This is a genomic window from Algiphilus sp. (genome assembly GCF_023145115.1).
Taxonomy (GTDB): Bacteria; Pseudomonadota; Gammaproteobacteria; order Nevskiales; family Nevskiaceae; genus Algiphilus.
The window spans coordinates 29,968-46,314 of record NZ_JAGLEJ010000029.1; the positions used below are offsets into that span (position 1 = coordinate 29,968).

Here is a 16,347-nt window from a genome sequence, read left to right on the forward strand (position 1 = left end):
CGTCTCAGGCCGACATCGACAGCGGCGTCTGCCGCGTGCGGGCGCGCGCCTGGATGTGGGCGAACAGGTGCTCGGCATCGTCGCCGACATCCGAGAAGCGGCCCGAGCCCCAGGTGTGCAGCCAGGGCAGTCCGAGGAAGTAGACGCCCGGCACCGGCGTGACGCCGCGCTTGTGCACGGGTTCGCCGCGACCGTCGAAGACCGGTGCCTGCAGCCAGCCGAAGTCGGCATCGAAGCCGGTGCACCAGATCACCGTGGTGATGCCGGCGGCCCGGAGGTCGAGGCTGGCGGGCTCGGCGTCGGGTTCCCAGACCCTGCGATACGGCGGCTCGGTGGGCGCGTCGATGCCGTTGGCGGCGATGTAGTCGTCGATCGTCCGCTTGATGGCCTCGGCCGAGGCATCGGCGCGGTCGAGATTCGCGGCGAGATCGGGCCGGAAGCGCAGCGCGCCGCCTTCGACGTCCTGCAGACGCCCGTAGAGCTGCATGCCCTGGGTGGCGAAGACGCGCAGGTCGATCTCGCGGCCGCCGCCGCGACCGGACAGATAGTGGTTGGTCTTCTCGCGTACCGCCTCGCCCTGCGGATGGCGATCGATGGAGATGGCGTAGTAGCCGCTGTCGGTCAGCCAGTCGGTCACGTCGCGGCCGCGGTAGAAGCGCGGCGAGCGCGGTGCGCTGCCGACGCTGAGGTGCACCCGCCGGCCGGCGAGGTGCAGGTCCTCGGCGATCTGGCAGCCGGACTGGCCGGTGCCCACGACCAGGACCTCGCCTTCCGGCAGCTGCTCGGGCGCACGATATTCGGAGGAGTGCAACTGCTCGATGCCTTCCGGCAGCGCGTGCGCCAGCCGGGGAATGCGCGGGCGATGGTAGCCGCCGGTCGCCGCAACCACCTGGGCGGCGCGGTACGGACCCTCGCTGGTGTCGATGTCGAAGCCGTCGCCGGCCGGCCGCACGCGCTCCACCGTCACGCCGGTGCGCAGCGGCGGGTCGAAGCTGGCGGCGTAGGTCTCGATGTAGGCGACGATCTCGTCGCGCAGCATGAAGCCGTGCGGGTCGTTGCCGGGATACGGGAAGCCCGGCAGCCGGCACTGCCAGTTGGGCGTCACCAGACAGAACGAATCCCAGCGGTTGGTCCGCCACTCGTGCCCGGGTGCGTGGCGCTCGAAGACGCGATGGTCGATGCCGGCACGGGTCAGGAACCAGCTGATCGACAGGCCGGCCTGGCCGCCGCCGATGACGGCGACTTCGAGCGGCGTGCGCGGCCGGCCGCCGGCGATGTAATCGGTCATTCGAAAGCCTCCACGGTGATGCGGGCGTCGGGATCGGCCGCGAAGCGGGCGGCTGCCTCCTCGATGACGCGGATCTGCTGCAGCGCCTGCCCGCAGCCGAAGCCGTACTTCGCGGTCACACGCGCACTGGCGTGCTCCAGCGCGGCGCGGCTGCGCGCAACGAAATCGGGCACCGGATAGGGATGATCGAGCGCGAGCGCATCGCGGATCGTGCTGGACGGCGAATAGCACTGCAGGGTGGTGTCGTCGGGCAGACGGATGCGGAACTGCATCTCAGGCATGAACGTGCTCCGGGGTTGATGGCGGCATCGCGGCGCCACGGCAGCCGGTGACCGGCTCGCGCACGAAGTCCCAGGCGGTGCGCCGCGCGTCGCCGCTGGTCAGGGTGAGCACGCGATCGGCCGTGAAGTCGCCGACCGCGGCACAGGCGATGTCGCGCCCGGCAAAGGCCACCGCCACCTCGGCCTCGCGCTCGGGCGGCACCGCCATCAGGAAGCCGTAGCTGGGAAAGGTCGACAGCAGCCAGCGCGCGCGATCGACGTTCCCGGGCAGCGGAACGGCCTCGATATCGACCGTCGCGCCGACACCGGAGCCCTCGCACAGCATCATCAGCGAGCCCAGCACGCCGGCCTGGCTGATGTCGCGCGCCGCCACGCAGTGGCCCTCGCGCGCCAGCTCGGGCAGCAGCGCCAGATCGCCGCGCAGCCGCGTGGGCGGCGCGGCGGTGGCGGCATCCCAGTGCGGAAAGCCGTCGCGATAGCCGCCTCGGAGGTCGACCGCCACCATCAGGCGATGGCCGGGCCGCGCGGCAAAGCCGCTGAGCAGATGATCGGCGCGCCCCAGGATCGATACCGCGAGCTGGCCGCGCTCGCTGCGCGCATTGCTGTGGCCGCCGACCACCGGCACGCCGTAGCAGCGGGCGGCGGCGGCCATGCCGGCGAGCACCTGGGCCATGGCCTCGCCGCCCTCGGCCCACACCGCGTTGACCACGGCCATCGGCCGGCCGCCCATGGCGGCGATGTCGGAGCAGTTGACCATGACGCCGCACCAGCCCGCGAACCACGGCTCGCGCGCGACGAAGTCGTTGATGAAGCCCTCGATGGCGAACAGCAGCCAGCCGTCGCCGTCGGGCAGGGCGGCGCAGTCGTCGCCGTTGGGTGCGGCCGGCAGGCCGGCGTCGCCGAGCGCGGCCAGCGCCCAGGCGATGTCGCGCTTGTGTCCGAGGCCGGCGCTGGCGCGCAGCTCGCGGCAGAGTGCGGCCAGTCGCACCGGGGCATCGTCATCGTGCCGCGCCAGCGCGCTCATGCCGCCACGGCCCGTCGATCCCGCGCCGCCGGATAGAGCGCGATGTCCGGCTGCGGGCACGGTGGATAGTGCGCCAGCTCCGCCGCCATCAGGCGGTGCGGCCGGCCGCGGACCACGGTCGGCCGCAGGGTGCGCCAGTGCAGGTCGACGAAGAACGGCACATTGGCCTCCTGCACCTGCGCCAGGAAGCGGCGGCAGCCGAGCGCGTGGGCGTGGCCGACCGCGAAGCGGATCAGCGCGCTGCCCAGCCAGGCGCTGCGCCGGTAGTCGGCGTGCACGGCCAGGCGCGATCCCCACCACATGCCGTCGGCATCGCGATGGATGCGCACCGTCCCGACCACGACCTCGGGCTGCCCGGCGACGCAGGCGATGGCGGCCAGCGGGATGGCGTGCGCGTCGATGGCGTCGCGGTCGTCGCCGTCGAAGATGCCCTGCTCGTCGCAGAACACCGCGCGCCGCAGCCGTGCGCATCCGGCGTGCTCCCAGGCGGCGGTGGCGCGGCGCACGCGGTACTCGCCGGGCAGGAAGCGGAAGGGCGGTGCGTCGAACACGATCAGTCGTCCTCGTAGGTGGACAGACTCGAGCAGGCACCGCAGCGCCCGCAGCCCGCCTTGATGTCGCGCGAGCGCAGGCCGGCCTCGGCGAGCATGCGGCCGAGCGGCTGCAGGATCGACTGCATGAAGTGCGCATCCGGTGGCGGGTGATCGGCCAGCGGCGTGCCGCCCACCGGCACGAAGGGCACCACGAAGGGATACACCCCGAGCGCCACCAGCCGCTCGCAGCAGTCCAGGATGGCGTCGGCGCTGTCGCCCAGGCCGGCGAGGATGTAGGTGCTGACCTGGCCGCGCCCGAACACCGACACCGCCTCGGCGAAGGCTTCCATGTACTGCTCGACCGAGACCTCGGCCTTGCCGGGCATGATGCGCGCCCGCACCTCGGGCGTGACCGCCTCCAGATGCATGCCCAGGCTGTCGACGCCGGCCGCCTTCAGGCGCGCGAACCAGGCCGGGTCGTCGGGCGGCTCGCACTGCGCCTGGATGGGCAGGTCCACCGCCGCGCGCACCGCGAAGGCCGACTCGCACAGCAGCTCGGCGCCGCGGTCGGTGAAGTTGGGCGTGCCGGTGGTCATCACCATGTGGCGGACACCGTCGAGCCGCACCGCCGCCCGCGCGACCTCGGCGAGTTGCTCGGGCAGCTTGCGGTTGATGGTGCGGCCGGCGGCCAGCGACTCGCCGATGGCGCAGAACTGGCACGAGGTCGCGCGCCGCCCGTAGCGCACGCAGGTCTGCAGTACGGTGGTGGCGAGCACGTCGGTGCCGTGCAGCTGCGCGATCTTCCAGTACGGCACGCCGTCGAGGGTCTGCAGCCGGTAGAAGCGCGGCGCGGTCGGGAAACTGATGTCGCCGACGCGCACGCCGTCGCGGGTGAGCACGGCACGGCCGTCGGCCCCCGAGGCACCGGCCTCGAAGGGCGACACCGCGGCGCTGCTGCTGTGCACCGGCACCATCACGGTCTGGCCGTCGACGGTGACCGCCTTGTGGTCGGACGGCCCGGCGCCGCCGCGGCGGCTGGGCGCGCCGACCGACTCGTCAACCAGTCGCAGTCCGCGCGACTGCAGCTCCGTGATCAGCCGGCGATTGGTATCGGTCTGGGTCGTCATCGTGGGACCTCCGGTTGTCGTCGGCGGGCGTCGCCTCGCCGGTGATGTGCAGCGGGCGCGCGGGCGCGTCGTCGATGCGCAGCGACAGCAGTTCCGGCCGGGCGTAGTGGCCCACCGAATCCATCATCCGCTTGCGCTTGGTGATCAGGTCGAGGTCGAGGTCGGCGACCACCATGCCCTCGCCCTCGGTCAGCGGCTCGGCCAGGTGACGCCCCTCGGGCGAGATGATGGCCGTGTAGCAGCCGCCCCGGAGCCCCTTCTGCAGCTTGGAATCGTCGGTAACGGCGTTGACCTGCTCATCGGTCAGCCAGCCGGTGGCATTGACCACGAAGCAGCCCGACTCCAGCGCGTGGTGGCGCATGGTCACTTCCATCTGCTCGGCGAAGATCGGCCCCACCAGCGAGCCCGGGAACTGGCTGCAGTGGATCTGCTCGTGCTGCGCCATGAGCGCATAGCGCGCCAGCGGGTTGTAGTGCTCCCAGCAGGCCAGCGCGCCGATGCGGCCGACCGCCGAGTCCACCACCTTCAGCCCGGCGCCGTCGCCCTGCCCCCACACCATGCGCTCGTGGTAGGTGGGCGTGATCTTGCGGCGCTTGAGCAGCAGGGTGCCGTCGGCATCGAACACCAGCTGGGCGTTGTAGAGCGTGCCGTGATCGCGCTCGTTGACGCCGAGCACCACCACGCACGCGTGGGCGCGCGCCGCCGCCGCCACCGCCTCGGTGGTGGGACCGGGCACGGTGACGGCCTGCTCGTAGAGCGCCAGGTGCGGCGGCCCCATCGCCATCGGCGGCGTGATGAACGAGAAGTACGGGTAGTTCGGCACCACCGTCTCGGGGAACACCACCAGCTGCGCGCCGCGGCCGGCAGCCTCGGCGATGGCGGCCACCACCCTGTCGGTGGTGGCCGCGCGGTCGCCGAGGACCGGACACAGCTGCACGGCGGCGGCGCGCACGGTGCGGCTCGGCTCGGCCATGGTCGCTACAGCGTCCAGGTATCGAGGATGAAGGCGTTGTCGCGCCGGTGGAGCAGCACCAGATCGAGCACGTCGAGCGGGTTGATCGGCCGGATGCCCGGCTGCAGCGAGGGCTCGCCGTGCCCGTACAGCGCCTGCAGCGCGAAGCGGCAGGCGTAGACCTTGCCGCCCTCCTCCATGAAGGCCGCCAGCTGGTTGTTGAAGTTCTGGTGGCCGGGGAAGGCGTCGTCGCCGATGGTCGGAAAGCCGCGCTGCACGCCCAGGGTCACGCCCGGGCCGTAGAGCAGCACGCTGGTCTCGAAGCCCTTGCGCATGAGGCGCTTGGCCTGCAGCAGATTGACCAGGCCGATGGACCCCTCGAAGGCGACGGTGTGGAAGGTCACCAGCGCCTTCTCGCCGGGTTGCGCCTGGACGTCCTCGAAGACCTTCTCCTCGTAGTCGACGAAGAAGTCTCCCTTCTGGTGTGCGGCTTTCTCGACAGCGGGCATGATCAACTCCTGAATGGATGGGGGCGCGCCCCGAAGGACCGGTGGCGACGGAATACATGGCGCAACCGATGTGCCATTCGGGCGCGACGACGCACCCCGCTGGTCCATACAACGCGAGACAATGCTGTTTGGCGTGGCATTTTTCTTGCGTAATCCGGGATGTAGCGCCGCACGCACGCATGCCGCCAATCAACGCAACGCAGGCGACGGCGCCCCCGTAGCGGGCGCCTGCACCGTTGCGGCGCATCGGGTTCGCGCATCGCGGTGCGCATCGGGACCGTCGGGAGGAGAGATGGCGCTGGACTTCGGGCACTGGCGTACGCGCATCGGCGACAGCGGTGTGCCGGCCTATCGCGCCATCGCCGACACCATCGCCGAGGACATCGATCGCGGGCGTCTGGTCGCGCACCAGAAGCTGCCCACGGTGCGTGCGCTGGCGGAGCAACTCGACCTCAACTTCACCACCGTCGCGCGCGGCTACACCGAAGCCCAGCGACGCGGGCTGATCATCAGCCGTCCCGGCACCGGCACCCGGGTCAGCGAGCGCATCCGCACCGGTGCGGTCCGGCGCGCCGGGCCGGAAGGGCTTCCGGACATGATGATGAACATGGCGCCCGAACCCGCGGACAGCGCGCTGGTCGCACGCCTGTGTTCCGGGCTGGCCGACATGGCGGCACTGCGTGAGCCGGGCACGCTCTGGTCACTGATGCGCTACGACGAAGCCGGTGGACCGCCGGAGGACCGCGCTGCCGGCGCCGACTGGCTTCGCGACGCCATCCCCGACATCGACGCGGACCGGGTGCTGATCTTCCCCGGCGTGCAGGCGACGCTGCTCGCGCTGTTCCTGACCCTGGCGCGCCCCGGCGACCGTATCGCCTGCGAGGCCGTGACCTATTCCGGCGTCAAGGGACTCGCCGCCCAGCTGGGCATCGAGCTCACCGGTCTCGCCTGCGACCGCGAAGGCCTCGACCCCGAAGCCTTCGCCGCGGCCTGCGCCGCCGAGCCGCCGGCCGCGCTCTACTGCAACCCGACGCTGCAGAACCCGACCACCCGGACGCTGTCACTGGAGCGGCGCATGGCCCTGGTCGACATCGCGCGCCGCTACAACGTGCCGATCATCGAGGACGACCCCTACCGACCGCTGGTGCCGGACGGGCCGCCGCCGCTGGCAGCCCTGGCGCCCGAGCTCTGCTTCCATGCCGCCGGGCTCGCCAAGTGCATCGGCGCCGGACTGCGCGTCGCCTATCTGGTGGTGCCGCAGGCGCGCTATCGCAGCCGACTGGCGGCCGCGCTGCGCACGACCATGGTGATGCCGGTCCCGCTGATGGTGCGCCTGGCGACGCAATGGCTGCATGACGGCACGGTGACCGCGGCCACCGATGCCATCCGCGAGGAATCGCGGCTGCGCCAGACGCTGGCGTCCGAGATCCTGGCCGGCGCCGACATCGAGACCCACCCGGACGCCTTCCACTTCTGGCTGCATCTCCCGGCCGGCACCGATGCCGATGCCTTCGCGGCCGACCTGCGCGCGCGCGGCTGCGCCGTGGTGGGGTCGGACGCCTTCCGGGTCGGCACGCCGGTCGCCCCGGCCGTTCGCGTCTGTCTCGGCGGTCCGACGACGCGCGGGGCCTGCCGCGAGACCCTGCAGGCGATCGCGGCGCATCTGGTGGCGGCGGGCGACGGTGTCGCGGCGCGGGCTGGCGGGTAGCGGTCGTGCCGCATGCCCCCCTCATCCCCGGCCCTTCTCCCCGGCGGGGAGAAGGGAGTCCGAGCCCCTCTCCCTCGGGGAGAGGGGCACCCGGATGCGACGCGCTACTTCTTCGGCTGCGGCACGGTCCGCAGGTAGGGCCTGATCTCGTTCCAGCCGTCCGGGAACAGCCTGGCCGCGTCCTCGTTGCTGACCGCGGGCACGATGATCACGTCCTCGCCCTGCTGCCAGTTCACCGGCGTGGCGACCTTGTGGCCGTCGGTGAGCTGCAGCGAGTCGATCACGCGCAGGATCTCGTTGAAGTTGCGGCCGGTGGAAGCGGGATAGTTCATCGTCAGCCGGACCTTCTTCTTCGGGTCGATGATGAACACGCTGCGCACCGTGAAGCGGTCCGAGGCGTTGGGGTGGATCATCCCGTAAAGCTCGGCCACCTTCATGTCCGGGTCCGCGATCATCGGGAACTCCACCGAGCAGGACTGGGTTTCCTCGATGTCCTTCTGCCAGCCGCGGTGGTCCTCGATGCCGTCGACCGACAGGCCGATGACCTTGACGCCGCGCGCCGCGAACTCGTCCTTCAGACGCGCCGTGTAGCCGAGCTCGGTGGTGCAGACCGGCGTGTAGTCCTTGGGGTGCGAGAACAGCACGCCCCAGCCGTCACCGAGCCAGTCGTGGAAGCGGATCTCGCCGAGCGTGGTCTCCGCCGTGAAGTCGGGTGCGGTATCGCCGAGTTGCAGACTCATCGCTGTCCTCCTTGCTGATGGGGTCGCCAGCGTGCGCTTCCGTTCTGGTTATGAAAAGCCCTATCCATAAAACCAGTCGCGATTACTGCGGTGCTTCCGCGCGCGCCGCGCGCCACTCCAGTCCGAAGGGCTCCGGCGCCCGCATGCGGCCGCCCACCGACGGCCAGATCATGCTGCGCTCGACATCCCCGACACTCGGCTGCGAGTAATCGCAGACCCCGTCGGGGAAGACCTCGGCAATGGCGGCCAGCTGCTCGCCGCTGAGCGGTGCATCGTAGTCGGCGGCGTCCACCGGCTTGCGCTGGCACTTGAGGACATCGTCGCTGATCGGCATGCCGGCCACCATGCGCGGCGTGCTCGGTACCGGCAGCGCGATATTGCAGACCGAGAGACCGACCTGGCCGGGCACGTCGACGCGCAGCGTCAGCGGTGGCAGGCCAGGCAGCTGCAGCACGCCGTCGAGCCCCAGGATCTGCTCGAGCGTGGGCAGCACCGGCAGCTCGATCCCCAGCGGCAGGTTGAGGCCGATAGACGACAGATCGAGCCGCCCGCCGATCGTGCCGAAGGAGCACGCGTCGCCGGCCACCGGCGGCTTGGCGTCGACCACGGCCTGCACGCGGTCGCGCTGATAGCCGGATTCGGACTCGATGGCGTCGAGCGCGTCGAGCCAGCGCGCCATGGCGCCGTAGACATCGGGCTGGGTCAGCAGACCACGCTTGATGCTGTGCGTGGCGCCGCCGCCGGCGCGCGGTTCCAGGCGGCCGCGTACGGTGAACGGCCGCACCGCTTCGTGGATGTTGGCGACCGGAATGAGGTCGAGGTAGGGCGCGACATCGATGAACGGCGTCTCCGGCAATGCGCCGCGGCCGATCACCGCGCCGATGCGATAGGTCAGCGCTGCGACATCCGGAGCCATCACCATGCGCTCCGGCTGCCACTGGCCATCGATGTCGTAGCCGCCGATGTTGCGGTTGAGATCGAGGAATTCCGCGAAGCTGATGACGCCGCGGTTGAACGCGTCGAGACCGTACTGCACGCCGGTGTTGTCGAGCGGCCGGCGCGCCACCGTCGCCCCGTGCACCGGATGCGGCATGGTGCCGAAGATGTTCACGTTGGCGTCCTGGATCGTGCATCGCACGCCGGTGGGATTGGTCTCCGCGTCGTAGCGCATCTCGTCCGGGACCGGACAGCCCCGGGTGGGGTCGATGCGGTCGAGGAAGGTATCGCCCCAGGACGTGCAGATGGCGTTGAGCGGCGTGCCGGTGAGCACGTTGTGCCCGTTCACCGACCAGCGCTTGTTGGCCGCCCAGCCCAGATCGCTGCGTTCGTAGTAGGCCTCCAGCAGCCCGCAGTCGGCAACCGTCATGGCGGTCGACGGAATGTCCGCGAAGGTGGCGGTGGGCAGGCCGGCCGAGATCAGGCCGGGCGCGTTGTTGGCGGCATTGAACTGCTGCATGGCCGCACCGGAGCCGTTCGTTCCCACCATGCGCTTCACCGGCCCGTAGGCCTCCACGATGTGCTCCTTGGTCATCATCGTGGTCTCGATGCTGATCATCGGGTTGCAGTGGTTGCCGAAGGCCGACAGCGTGTTGTGCACCGTGATATCGCCGCGCCCGAGCCGATCCGAAACGCCGGCGATGGTGATCAGCAGATTGTCCGAGCTGATATTGGTGACATCGGGCAGGCCGCCCAGCACGAAGGCCGGCGTGCTGCTGCCCTGCGCATAGCCCACGCCGCAGGACTCGCCGAACACGTAGTAGACGCCGCCGCTCCAGTTGATCGGCTCGAAGGGCGCATCGGCGCCGCGCGCCGCCGGATCGTCCAGCACCGCAATGCGCGCGATGCCGCGATTGATCGGCCGCGACTCCACCCGCACCACCCACGGCACCGAGCGGCCGTCGGCGGTCTGCGTGCCCATGGTGCCGGGCGGATAGCCGCCATGGGGATCCTCCAGCTCGACGAAGTTCTGGGTCGCCAGCCGGGCGAACCACTGCACCTTCGGCTCGAAGCTGCAGTTCTCGTCGAGCGCCGGACCGAGCCCGGCATCCTCGCTGCGGCAGAAGAACGGCTCCTGGTGCGGCCCCGAGATCACCGGCCCGCTCACCGGGTGGTTGTCCACTTCCAGCGCCGCGCTGCGCACGCCGGCGGGGCCGCGCGCCTCGGCGGCGATGGTGTTGACGCCCTCGGCCAGCCCGCTCACCAGCCCGGTCCACTCGCCGTCCTCACCGCGCGTGAAGGCATCGGTGACATCGGCGCCGTTGCGCGTCACGCGCAGCGTGTCGGCTTCGTCGAGGCCGCGCACCGCCATCAGCACGTCGCCGCCCGTGACCGCGTCCGGCAGGGTCGACACGGTGAGCAGGTCGAACTCGCCGGTCTCGCGCTGCGGGGTCTTCAGGGTGTGGAAGTCGGCCGCCACGGTGCGGCTGCCGGCGCCGCCACCGGCCCCCTCGGCGGGTGGCTCCGAGCCGCCGCAGGCACTGAGCAGAAAGGCCGCGGCCACGACAAGACCGGCCGCGCGGCCGGCCGAATGCGATCCATGCATCGACGTCTCCTCCCGATCGTCGTATTTGTTGTTGCGGGAAGATTACGGCGTCGGGGCGGTAATGTCAGTCGTTGTTTTGGCTGACGCCTTCGGCGCGCACGAAGCGCAGCACCAGCCCGATGGCCGCCGCGGCAAGACCGGCGATGAGCCCCCACCACAGGCCGGTCGGCCCCAGCCCGAGCGTGAAGCCGGCCACCAGCGCCAGCGGCATGCCCACCAGCCAGTAGGCGGCGATGGTGATGCGCATCGGACCGCGCGTGTCCTTGAGCCCGCGCAGCGCGCCGTTCGCGGAGGCCTGCAGACAGTCGAAGACCTGGAACGCGGCGGCGAAGCCCAGCAGACGCGCCGCCAGCGCGACCACCTCGCGGTCGTCGGTGTAGAGGCGCGCGATGGCCTCCGGGAAAAGCGCCATCACTGTCGCCGACGCCAGCGAGAACGCGAAGCCGGCGCCGATCGCGAGCCGCCCGCGCATCTGCGCCTCGACGGCATCGCCGGCGCCCACCGCGTGACCGACGCGCACCGTGGCCGCGAAGCCGAAGCCCAGCGGCACCATGAAGGCCAGCGCCGCGAAGTTGATCGCCACCTGGTGCGCCGCCACTGCCGCATCGCCGAAGGCGGCCATCAGCAGCATCACCGCCGAGAACAGCCCGGCCTCGGCGAGCAGGATGCAGCCAATGGGCAGGCCCAGGCGCAGGGTGTCGCGCCACACCCTGCCGTGCCGGGTCGCGACCCGCGCGGTGAACACCGCCAGCGGCTGCAGTGGCCGCCACCCCGCGTACAGCGCCAGCCAGCACGCCAGCATGAACAGCACCGCCACCACCGTCGCCCAGCCGCAGCCCACCGCGCCGAGCGCCGGGAACGGCCCCACGCCGAGCATGAAGAGCCAGTCGAACAGCGCATTGACCGCGAAGCCGCCGACGCTGATCCACAGCACCGGACCGGTACGGCCGGTGCCCTCGACGCCGTAGCGCAGCACGAACACGGCGGCGAAGGCGATGCACGACACCGACTCGGCGCGCAGATAGGCGCGCGCCAGCGCGGCGGTCTCCGGCTGCAGGCCGGTGAGGCCGATGAGGGCGCTGCCCGCGGTCCACAGCAACACCATCCACACCGCGCCCAGCACCAGCGCCAGCCCCATGATGGCGCGCAGCAGCGTGCCGGTGTCGTGGACATCGTCGGCCGCGCCGATGCGCTGCGCGACGATCGGCGAGACCGCCATCAGGGTGCCGAGGAAGAACATGAAGGCCGGCATCCAGACATGGCTGCCCACCGCCACCGCCGCCAGCGCCTGCCCGCCGAGGTGCCCCGCGAACAGCGTGTCGACCACGCCCATGCCCATGAACGACAGCTGCGCGCCGATGATGGGCGCGGCGGTGCCCAGGAAGGGGCCGAGCTCGCGGCGGTAGGCGGAAACGGACACGGCGGCGAACCACGGGGTCGGGACGGAAGGGCCGCCATCTTATGCGCCCGCGTGGCGACACCTCGGCCACTGCTATCCTCGGGGCATGAGCAACCCGCTGGTCGTCCTCATCACCGCATCGGAGTCCGAAGCCGCCGACCTCGCCGAGGCGCTGGTCGAACGCCGGCTGGTGGCGTGCGTCAACATCGTCCCGAACGTGGAGTCGGTCTTCCGCTGGGACGGCGGTGTCGAGCGCGAGCCCGAGGCGCTGCTGGTGTGCAAGACCAGCGCCGAGGCCTACGACGCGCTCGAATCCGAGCTGCCGTCGCTGCATTCCTACGACGTGCCCGAGTGCATCGCGATCGAGACCGACCGCGCGCTGGCCGCCTACGCGCAGTGGGTCTCGGCCGAAGCGCGTCCGGACGACCGCTGAGCGTGGCGCGCGCGCTCCCCCTCGTCCTGCTGGGCATCGCTGGTCTGCTGATCGGCGCCGGCGCCTACGTCTGGCTCGAGCCGGAGCCCCCGCCCGCGACGCCGACGCTCACCGTGTCGGACCTCGACGGGCGTGCGCACACGCTGGCGGAATACCGCGGCAAGGTGGTAGTAGTGAATTTCTGGGCGACCTGGTGTCCACCGTGCCGCAAGGAGATCCCGATGCTCATCGAGGCGCAGGCCGATCTGGCCGACGACGGGCTGCGGATCCTCGGGCTGGCGCTGGACGATCCGGAGCCGGTGCGCCGCTACGCCGAGCAGGAAGGCATGAACTATCCGGTCTTCGCCGACCCGGCACAGATCGGGCCGGCACTGGCGCGGCTCGGCGACACGCGCGGCGCTCTGCCCTTCACGGTCGTGATCGACCGCAGCGGCACGGTCGTCGAACAGCACTACGGCGAGCTCGATCGTGTTGCATTGGACGCCATTCTTGCCCCCTATTTGTAAGAAAATCGCTCGAAAAGCGTTAAACGTGCGCTAGGCTGGCACTCTGCGGAACGCTCCGGCTATACTGGCCGGGAACCTCGACGAGCATCCCCTCGTGCACCGCATCCTGTTGCTGAACGGGCCCAACCTCAACATGCTCGGCCGCCGCGAGCCCGAGCGGTACGGGAGCGAGACCCTGGACGCGGTAGTCGCCCGGTGCAGCGAGCTCGCCGATGCACTCGGCGCCGAGCTGGACGCCTTCCAGTCCAATCACGAGGGCGCGCTGGTCGACCGCATCCACGCCGCCGCCGACGACGGCACCACCGCCATCGTCATCAACGCCGGCGCCTATACCCATACCAGCATCGCGCTGCGCGACGCCCTCGCCGCAGTGCCGCTGCCGTACTACGAAGTCCATATCAGCAATGTGCACGCGCGCGAGTCGTTCCGCCACGCCTCGCTGATCGCCGCCGGCGCCGCCGGCGTGCTGGTCGGCCTGGGCACGGACGGCTACCTGCTGGCCCTGCGCGCGGCCTGCGGCCAGACCTGACTCCACTCACGCATTCGGCAACGAGACCCCAAATACGCCATGGATATCCGCACCATCAAGAAGCTCATCGAGCTGCTCGAACACTCCGGCATCGCCGAGCTGGAGGTCAAGCAGGGCGAGGAATCGGTCCGCATCAGCCGCCAGGGCCCCAACGTCGTCGCGGCGCAGGCCGCGCCCGCCTATCCGCAGCCGCAGGCGGCTCCGGCCCCGGCGCCCGAGCCCGCACCGGCCGCGGCTCCGGCACCCGCTGCCAGCGAGGCCAACGCCATGCGCGCCCCCATGGTGGGCACCTTCTACCGCGCGCCGGCGCCGGGCGCGAAGGCCTTCGTCGAGGTCGGCCAGACGGTGAAGAGCGGCCAGACGCTCTGCATCATCGAGGCCATGAAGATGCTCAACCAGATCGAGTCGGACCGCGACGGCGTGGTCAGCCAGATCCTGGTGGAGAACGGCGAGCCGGTCGAGTTCGACCAGCCGCTGTTCGTCATCGAGCCCGCCTGATCGCCCCGGCGCCGGCATGTTCGACAAGATCCTCATCGCCAACCGCGGCGAGATCGCGCTGCGCATCCAGCGCGCCTGCCGCGAGCTCGGCATCAAGACGGTGGCCGTCTACTCGCAGGCCGACCGCGACCTGAAGCACGTCCTGCTCGCCGACGAATCGGTGTGCATCGGGCCCGCGCAGGCGACCAATTCCTACCTCTCGATGGCGGCGCTGATCAGCGCCGCCGAGGTCACCCAGGCCGACGCCATCCACCCCGGCTACGGCTTTCTCTCCGAGAATGCCGACTTCGCCGAGAGCGTCGAGCGCTCGGGCTTCGTGTTCATCGGTCCGCGCGCCGAGACCATCCGGCTGATGGGCGGCAAGACCGCCGCCAAGGCGGAGATGATCGCGGCCGGCGTGCCCTGCGTGCCGGGCTCCAAGGGCGAGCTGCCCGACGATGACGAGGCCTGTCTGCAGCTCGCCGACGAGGTCGGCTATCCGGTGCTGATCAAGGCCGTGTCCGGCGGCGGCGGCCGCGGCATGCACGTGGTCCACACCCCGCAGGAGCTGATCGAGTCGATCCACGTCGCGCGCTACGAGGCGCAGTCGGCCTTCGGCGACGGCGCCGTCTTCCTCGAGAAGTATCTCGAGGCGCCGCGGCACATCGAGTTCCAGGTGCTGGCCGACGAGCAGGGCAACGCCATCCATCTGGGCGAGCGCGACTGCTCGATGCAGCGCCGCAACCAGAAGGTGGTCGAGGAAGCCCCCGCCCCGGGCATCACCCAGGAGCAGCGCGACCGCATCGGCGCGCTGTGCATCGCCGCCTGCGAGCGCCTCGGCTATCGCGGCGCCGGCACCATGGAGTTCCTCTACGAGGACGGCAACTTCTACTTCATCGAGATGAACACGCGCATCCAGGTGGAGCATCCGGTCACCGAGATGATCACCGGCGTGGACCTCATCAAGAAGCAGATCGAGGTCGCGGCCGGCCGCACGCTGACGCTCCGGCAGGAGGACATCGAGTTCCGCGGCCACGCCATCGAGTGCCGCATCAACGCCGAGGACCCGCGCAGCTTCGTGCCGTCGCCGGGTGCCATCACGACCTATCACGCACCCGGCGGGCCCGGTGTGCGCATGGATTCGCACATCTATTCCGGCTACCGCGTGCCGCCCTACTACGACTCGATGATCGGCAAGCTCGTCTGCCACGGCGAGAGCCGCGAGATCGCCATCGCGCGCACGCAGAGCGCGCTGTCCGAGCTCGTCATCGAGGGCATCAAGACCAACATCCCGCTGCATCGGCAGATCCTGAGCGATGCCGGCTTCGTCGAGGCACGCCACAACATCCACTACCTGCAGCACCTGATCGAGCGCTGGGCCGAGTGATGGCCTGGCGTCAGCTCAGCCTGCGGACGCGTCATCCCGAGTTCGCCGAGGAGATCCTCGACGCCAACGGCGCGGTCTCGGTCAGCGTGCTGCCCACCGACGACGCCGAGGCGATCCTCGAGCCCGGCCCGGGCCAGACACCGATGTGGCAGGAGGCGCTGGTCCAGGGCCTGTTCGCCGACGATGCCGATCTCGACCCGGCGCGTGCCGCCCTCGCCGAGCTGCTGCCGGACGGCGACGGCGTGACACCGGACGAGGCCCTGGTGCCCGACGCGGACTGGGTACGCAACTGCCTCGACAGCATGACCGCTATGCGTTTCGGCGAGCGGCTCTGGGTGACGCCGCATCACCGCGACGTCCCCGACGACGATGCCGTCGTGGTGAAGCTCGACCCCGGCCTGGCGTTCGGTACCGGCACCCATCCGACCACCGATCTCTGCCTGCGCTGGCTCGACGGCGCCGCGCTCGCCGGGAAGCGCGTGCTCGACTACGGCAGCGGCTCGGGCATTCTCGCGGTGGCTGCGCTCAAGCTCGGCGCGCGCGAGGCGGTGGCGGTGGACAATGACCCCCAGGCGGTGCGCGCCAGCCGCGAGAACGCCATCAACAACGGCGTCGCCGACGCACTGCACTGCTGTGACATCGATGCCTTCGATGCCGGCACGGGTTTCGACGTCGTGCTGGCCAACATCCTGGCCGAGCCGCTCATCGCGCTGGCACCGACCCTGCTGTCGGCGCTGCGCCCGAACGGCGACATCGTGCTCGCCGGACTGCTCGACCGTCAGGCCGACCGCGTGGCGGCCGCCTACCCCGGCATCGACTGGACCCGCGAGGGGCACGAGGGCTGGACGCGGCTTGCAGGGCGCAGCACGAATTAGGCGCTGAAAATGCTGCGCCGCGACACGCGGCGGCCCG

Annotated in this window: 17 protein-coding genes; 7 read left to right on the top strand and 10 right to left on the bottom strand. The window is 70.8% G+C overall.

What is annotated here, in order from left to right; genetic code table 11:
* Positions 1 to 4: 4 nt before the first annotated feature.
* The 7 genes from KAH28_RS09645 to KAH28_RS09675 are packed head-to-tail and all read right to left on the bottom strand — an operon-like array spanning position 5 to position 5,714.
* Entirely contained in the window at positions 5 to 1,288 is a 1,284-nt protein-coding gene (locus tag KAH28_RS09645; RefSeq protein ID WP_290576057.1) for an MSMEG_0569 family flavin-dependent oxidoreductase, read from the bottom strand.
* A complete protein-coding gene (locus tag KAH28_RS09650; RefSeq protein WP_290576059.1) occupies positions 1,285 to 1,569 on the bottom strand; it encodes an MSMEG_0570 family nitrogen starvation response protein in 285 nt (94 codons plus the stop codon). Before KAH28_RS09650 ends, KAH28_RS09645 begins: the two co-directional genes overlap by 4 nt.
* Positions 1,562 to 2,593, bottom strand: coding sequence for a sll0787 family AIR synthase-like protein (locus KAH28_RS09655; RefSeq protein WP_290576061.1), 1,032 nt, complete (start codon positions 2,591 to 2,593; stop codon positions 1,562 to 1,564). The genes KAH28_RS09650 and KAH28_RS09655 overlap by 8 nt, the downstream gene beginning before the upstream one ends.
* Positions 2,590 to 3,144, bottom strand: a complete 555-nt coding sequence (locus tag KAH28_RS09660; protein ID WP_290576062.1) for an MSMEG_0567/Sll0786 family nitrogen starvation N-acetyltransferase — start codon at positions 3,142 to 3,144, stop codon at positions 2,590 to 2,592. Before KAH28_RS09660 ends, KAH28_RS09655 begins: the two co-directional genes overlap by 4 nt.
* Before the next feature lie 2 nt (positions 3,145 to 3,146).
* Entirely contained in the window at positions 3,147 to 4,253 is a 1,107-nt protein-coding gene (locus KAH28_RS09665) for an MSMEG_0568 family radical SAM protein (RefSeq protein WP_290576064.1), read from the bottom strand.
* Entirely contained in the window at positions 4,183 to 5,226 is a 1,044-nt protein-coding gene (locus KAH28_RS09670; RefSeq protein WP_290576066.1) for a Nit6803 family nitrilase, read from the bottom strand. The genes KAH28_RS09665 and KAH28_RS09670 overlap by 71 nt, the downstream gene beginning before the upstream one ends.
* Positions 5,227 to 5,231: 5 nt before the next feature.
* Positions 5,232 to 5,714, bottom strand: a complete 483-nt coding sequence (locus KAH28_RS09675) for an MSMEG_0572/Sll0783 family nitrogen starvation response protein (protein ID WP_290576068.1) — start codon at positions 5,712 to 5,714, stop codon at positions 5,232 to 5,234.
* Positions 5,715 to 6,006: 292 nt separating this feature from the next.
* Between KAH28_RS09675 and KAH28_RS09680 the strand changes: the two genes are divergently transcribed.
* Entirely contained in the window at positions 6,007 to 7,422 is a 1,416-nt protein-coding gene (locus KAH28_RS09680; protein ID WP_290576069.1) for a PLP-dependent aminotransferase family protein, read from the top strand.
* 104 nt (positions 7,423 to 7,526) lie between these two features.
* On the opposite strand, the gene KAH28_RS09685 is transcribed toward KAH28_RS09680, so the two are convergent.
* The 3 genes from KAH28_RS09685 to KAH28_RS09695 form a co-directional block, all read right to left on the bottom strand.
* The gene (locus KAH28_RS09685; RefSeq protein ID WP_290576070.1) at positions 7,527 to 8,162 is read right to left on the bottom strand and encodes a peroxiredoxin; all 636 of its coding nucleotides are present in this window, start codon (positions 8,160 to 8,162) and stop codon (positions 7,527 to 7,529) included.
* A gap of 82 nt (positions 8,163 to 8,244) precedes the next feature.
* Positions 8,245 to 10,704: a DUF6351 family protein gene (locus KAH28_RS09690; protein ID WP_290576071.1), complete on the bottom strand. Its 2,460-nt coding sequence runs from the start codon at positions 10,702 to 10,704 to the stop codon at positions 8,245 to 8,247.
* Positions 10,705 to 10,768: 64 nt separating this feature from the next.
* Positions 10,769 to 12,124, bottom strand: coding sequence for an MATE family efflux transporter (locus tag KAH28_RS09695; RefSeq protein WP_290576073.1), 1,356 nt, complete (start codon positions 12,122 to 12,124; stop codon positions 10,769 to 10,771).
* An 85-nt stretch (positions 12,125 to 12,209) separates the two neighbouring features.
* On the opposite strand from KAH28_RS09695, the gene cutA reads away from it, so the two are divergent.
* From cutA to prmA, 6 genes are all read left to right on the top strand, one after another.
* Complete coding sequence (gene cutA / locus KAH28_RS09700) at positions 12,210 to 12,536, top strand: divalent-cation tolerance protein CutA (protein WP_290576074.1); 327 nt, start codon at positions 12,210 to 12,212, stop codon at positions 12,534 to 12,536.
* Between the two features lie 2 nt (positions 12,537 to 12,538).
* A complete protein-coding gene (locus KAH28_RS09705) occupies positions 12,539 to 13,042 on the top strand; it encodes a TlpA disulfide reductase family protein (RefSeq protein ID WP_290576076.1) in 504 nt (167 codons plus the stop codon).
* 94 nt (positions 13,043 to 13,136) lie between these two features.
* A complete protein-coding gene (gene aroQ, locus KAH28_RS09710) occupies positions 13,137 to 13,571 on the top strand; it encodes a type II 3-dehydroquinate dehydratase (protein ID WP_290576078.1) in 435 nt (144 codons plus the stop codon).
* A gap of 39 nt (positions 13,572 to 13,610) precedes the next feature.
* Positions 13,611 to 14,069, top strand: a complete 459-nt coding sequence (gene accB, locus KAH28_RS09715; RefSeq protein ID WP_290576080.1) for an acetyl-CoA carboxylase biotin carboxyl carrier protein — start codon at positions 13,611 to 13,613, stop codon at positions 14,067 to 14,069.
* Positions 14,070 to 14,085: 16 nt separating this feature from the next.
* A complete protein-coding gene (gene accC, locus KAH28_RS09720; protein ID WP_290576082.1) occupies positions 14,086 to 15,435 on the top strand; it encodes an acetyl-CoA carboxylase biotin carboxylase subunit in 1,350 nt (449 codons plus the stop codon).
* The gene (gene prmA / locus KAH28_RS09725; protein WP_290576084.1) at positions 15,435 to 16,310 is read left to right on the top strand and encodes a 50S ribosomal protein L11 methyltransferase; all 876 of its coding nucleotides are present in this window, start codon (positions 15,435 to 15,437) and stop codon (positions 16,308 to 16,310) included. The genes accC and prmA overlap by 1 nt, the downstream gene beginning before the upstream one ends.
* Positions 16,311 to 16,347: the final 37 nt, after the last annotated feature.

Bases quoted from the DNA above. Each gene is read 5' to 3' on its own strand.
- KAH28_RS09645 (WP_290576057.1), bottom strand. From the start codon at position 1,288: ATGACCGATTACATCGCCGGCGGCCGGCCGCGCACGCCGCTCGAAGTC.
- KAH28_RS09650 (WP_290576059.1), bottom strand. From the start codon at position 1,569: ATGCCTGAGATGCAGTTCCGCATCCGTCTGCCCGACGACACCACCCTG.
- KAH28_RS09655 (WP_290576061.1), bottom strand. From the start codon at position 2,593: ATGAGCGCGCTGGCGCGGCACGATGACGATGCCCCGGTGCGACTGGCC.
- KAH28_RS09665 (WP_290576064.1), bottom strand. From the start codon at position 4,253: ATGACGACCCAGACCGATACCAATCGCCGGCTGATCACGGAGCTGCAG.
- KAH28_RS09670 (WP_290576066.1), bottom strand. From the start codon at position 5,226: ATGGCCGAGCCGAGCCGCACCGTGCGCGCCGCCGCCGTGCAGCTGTGT.
- KAH28_RS09675 (WP_290576068.1), bottom strand. From the start codon at position 5,714: ATGCCCGCTGTCGAGAAAGCCGCACACCAGAAGGGAGACTTCTTCGTC.
- KAH28_RS09680 (WP_290576069.1), top strand. From the start codon at position 6,007: ATGGCGCTGGACTTCGGGCACTGGCGTACGCGCATCGGCGACAGCGGT.
- KAH28_RS09685 (WP_290576070.1), bottom strand. From the start codon at position 8,162: ATGAGTCTGCAACTCGGCGATACCGCACCCGACTTCACGGCGGAGACC.
- KAH28_RS09690 (WP_290576071.1), bottom strand. From the start codon at position 10,704: ATGCATGGATCGCATTCGGCCGGCCGCGCGGCCGGTCTTGTCGTGGCC.
- cutA (WP_290576074.1), top strand. From the start codon at position 12,210: ATGAGCAACCCGCTGGTCGTCCTCATCACCGCATCGGAGTCCGAAGCC.
- accB (WP_290576080.1), top strand. From the start codon at position 13,611: ATGGATATCCGCACCATCAAGAAGCTCATCGAGCTGCTCGAACACTCC.
- accC (WP_290576082.1), top strand. From the start codon at position 14,086: ATGTTCGACAAGATCCTCATCGCCAACCGCGGCGAGATCGCGCTGCGC.
- prmA (WP_290576084.1), top strand. From the start codon at position 15,435: ATGGCCTGGCGTCAGCTCAGCCTGCGGACGCGTCATCCCGAGTTCGCC.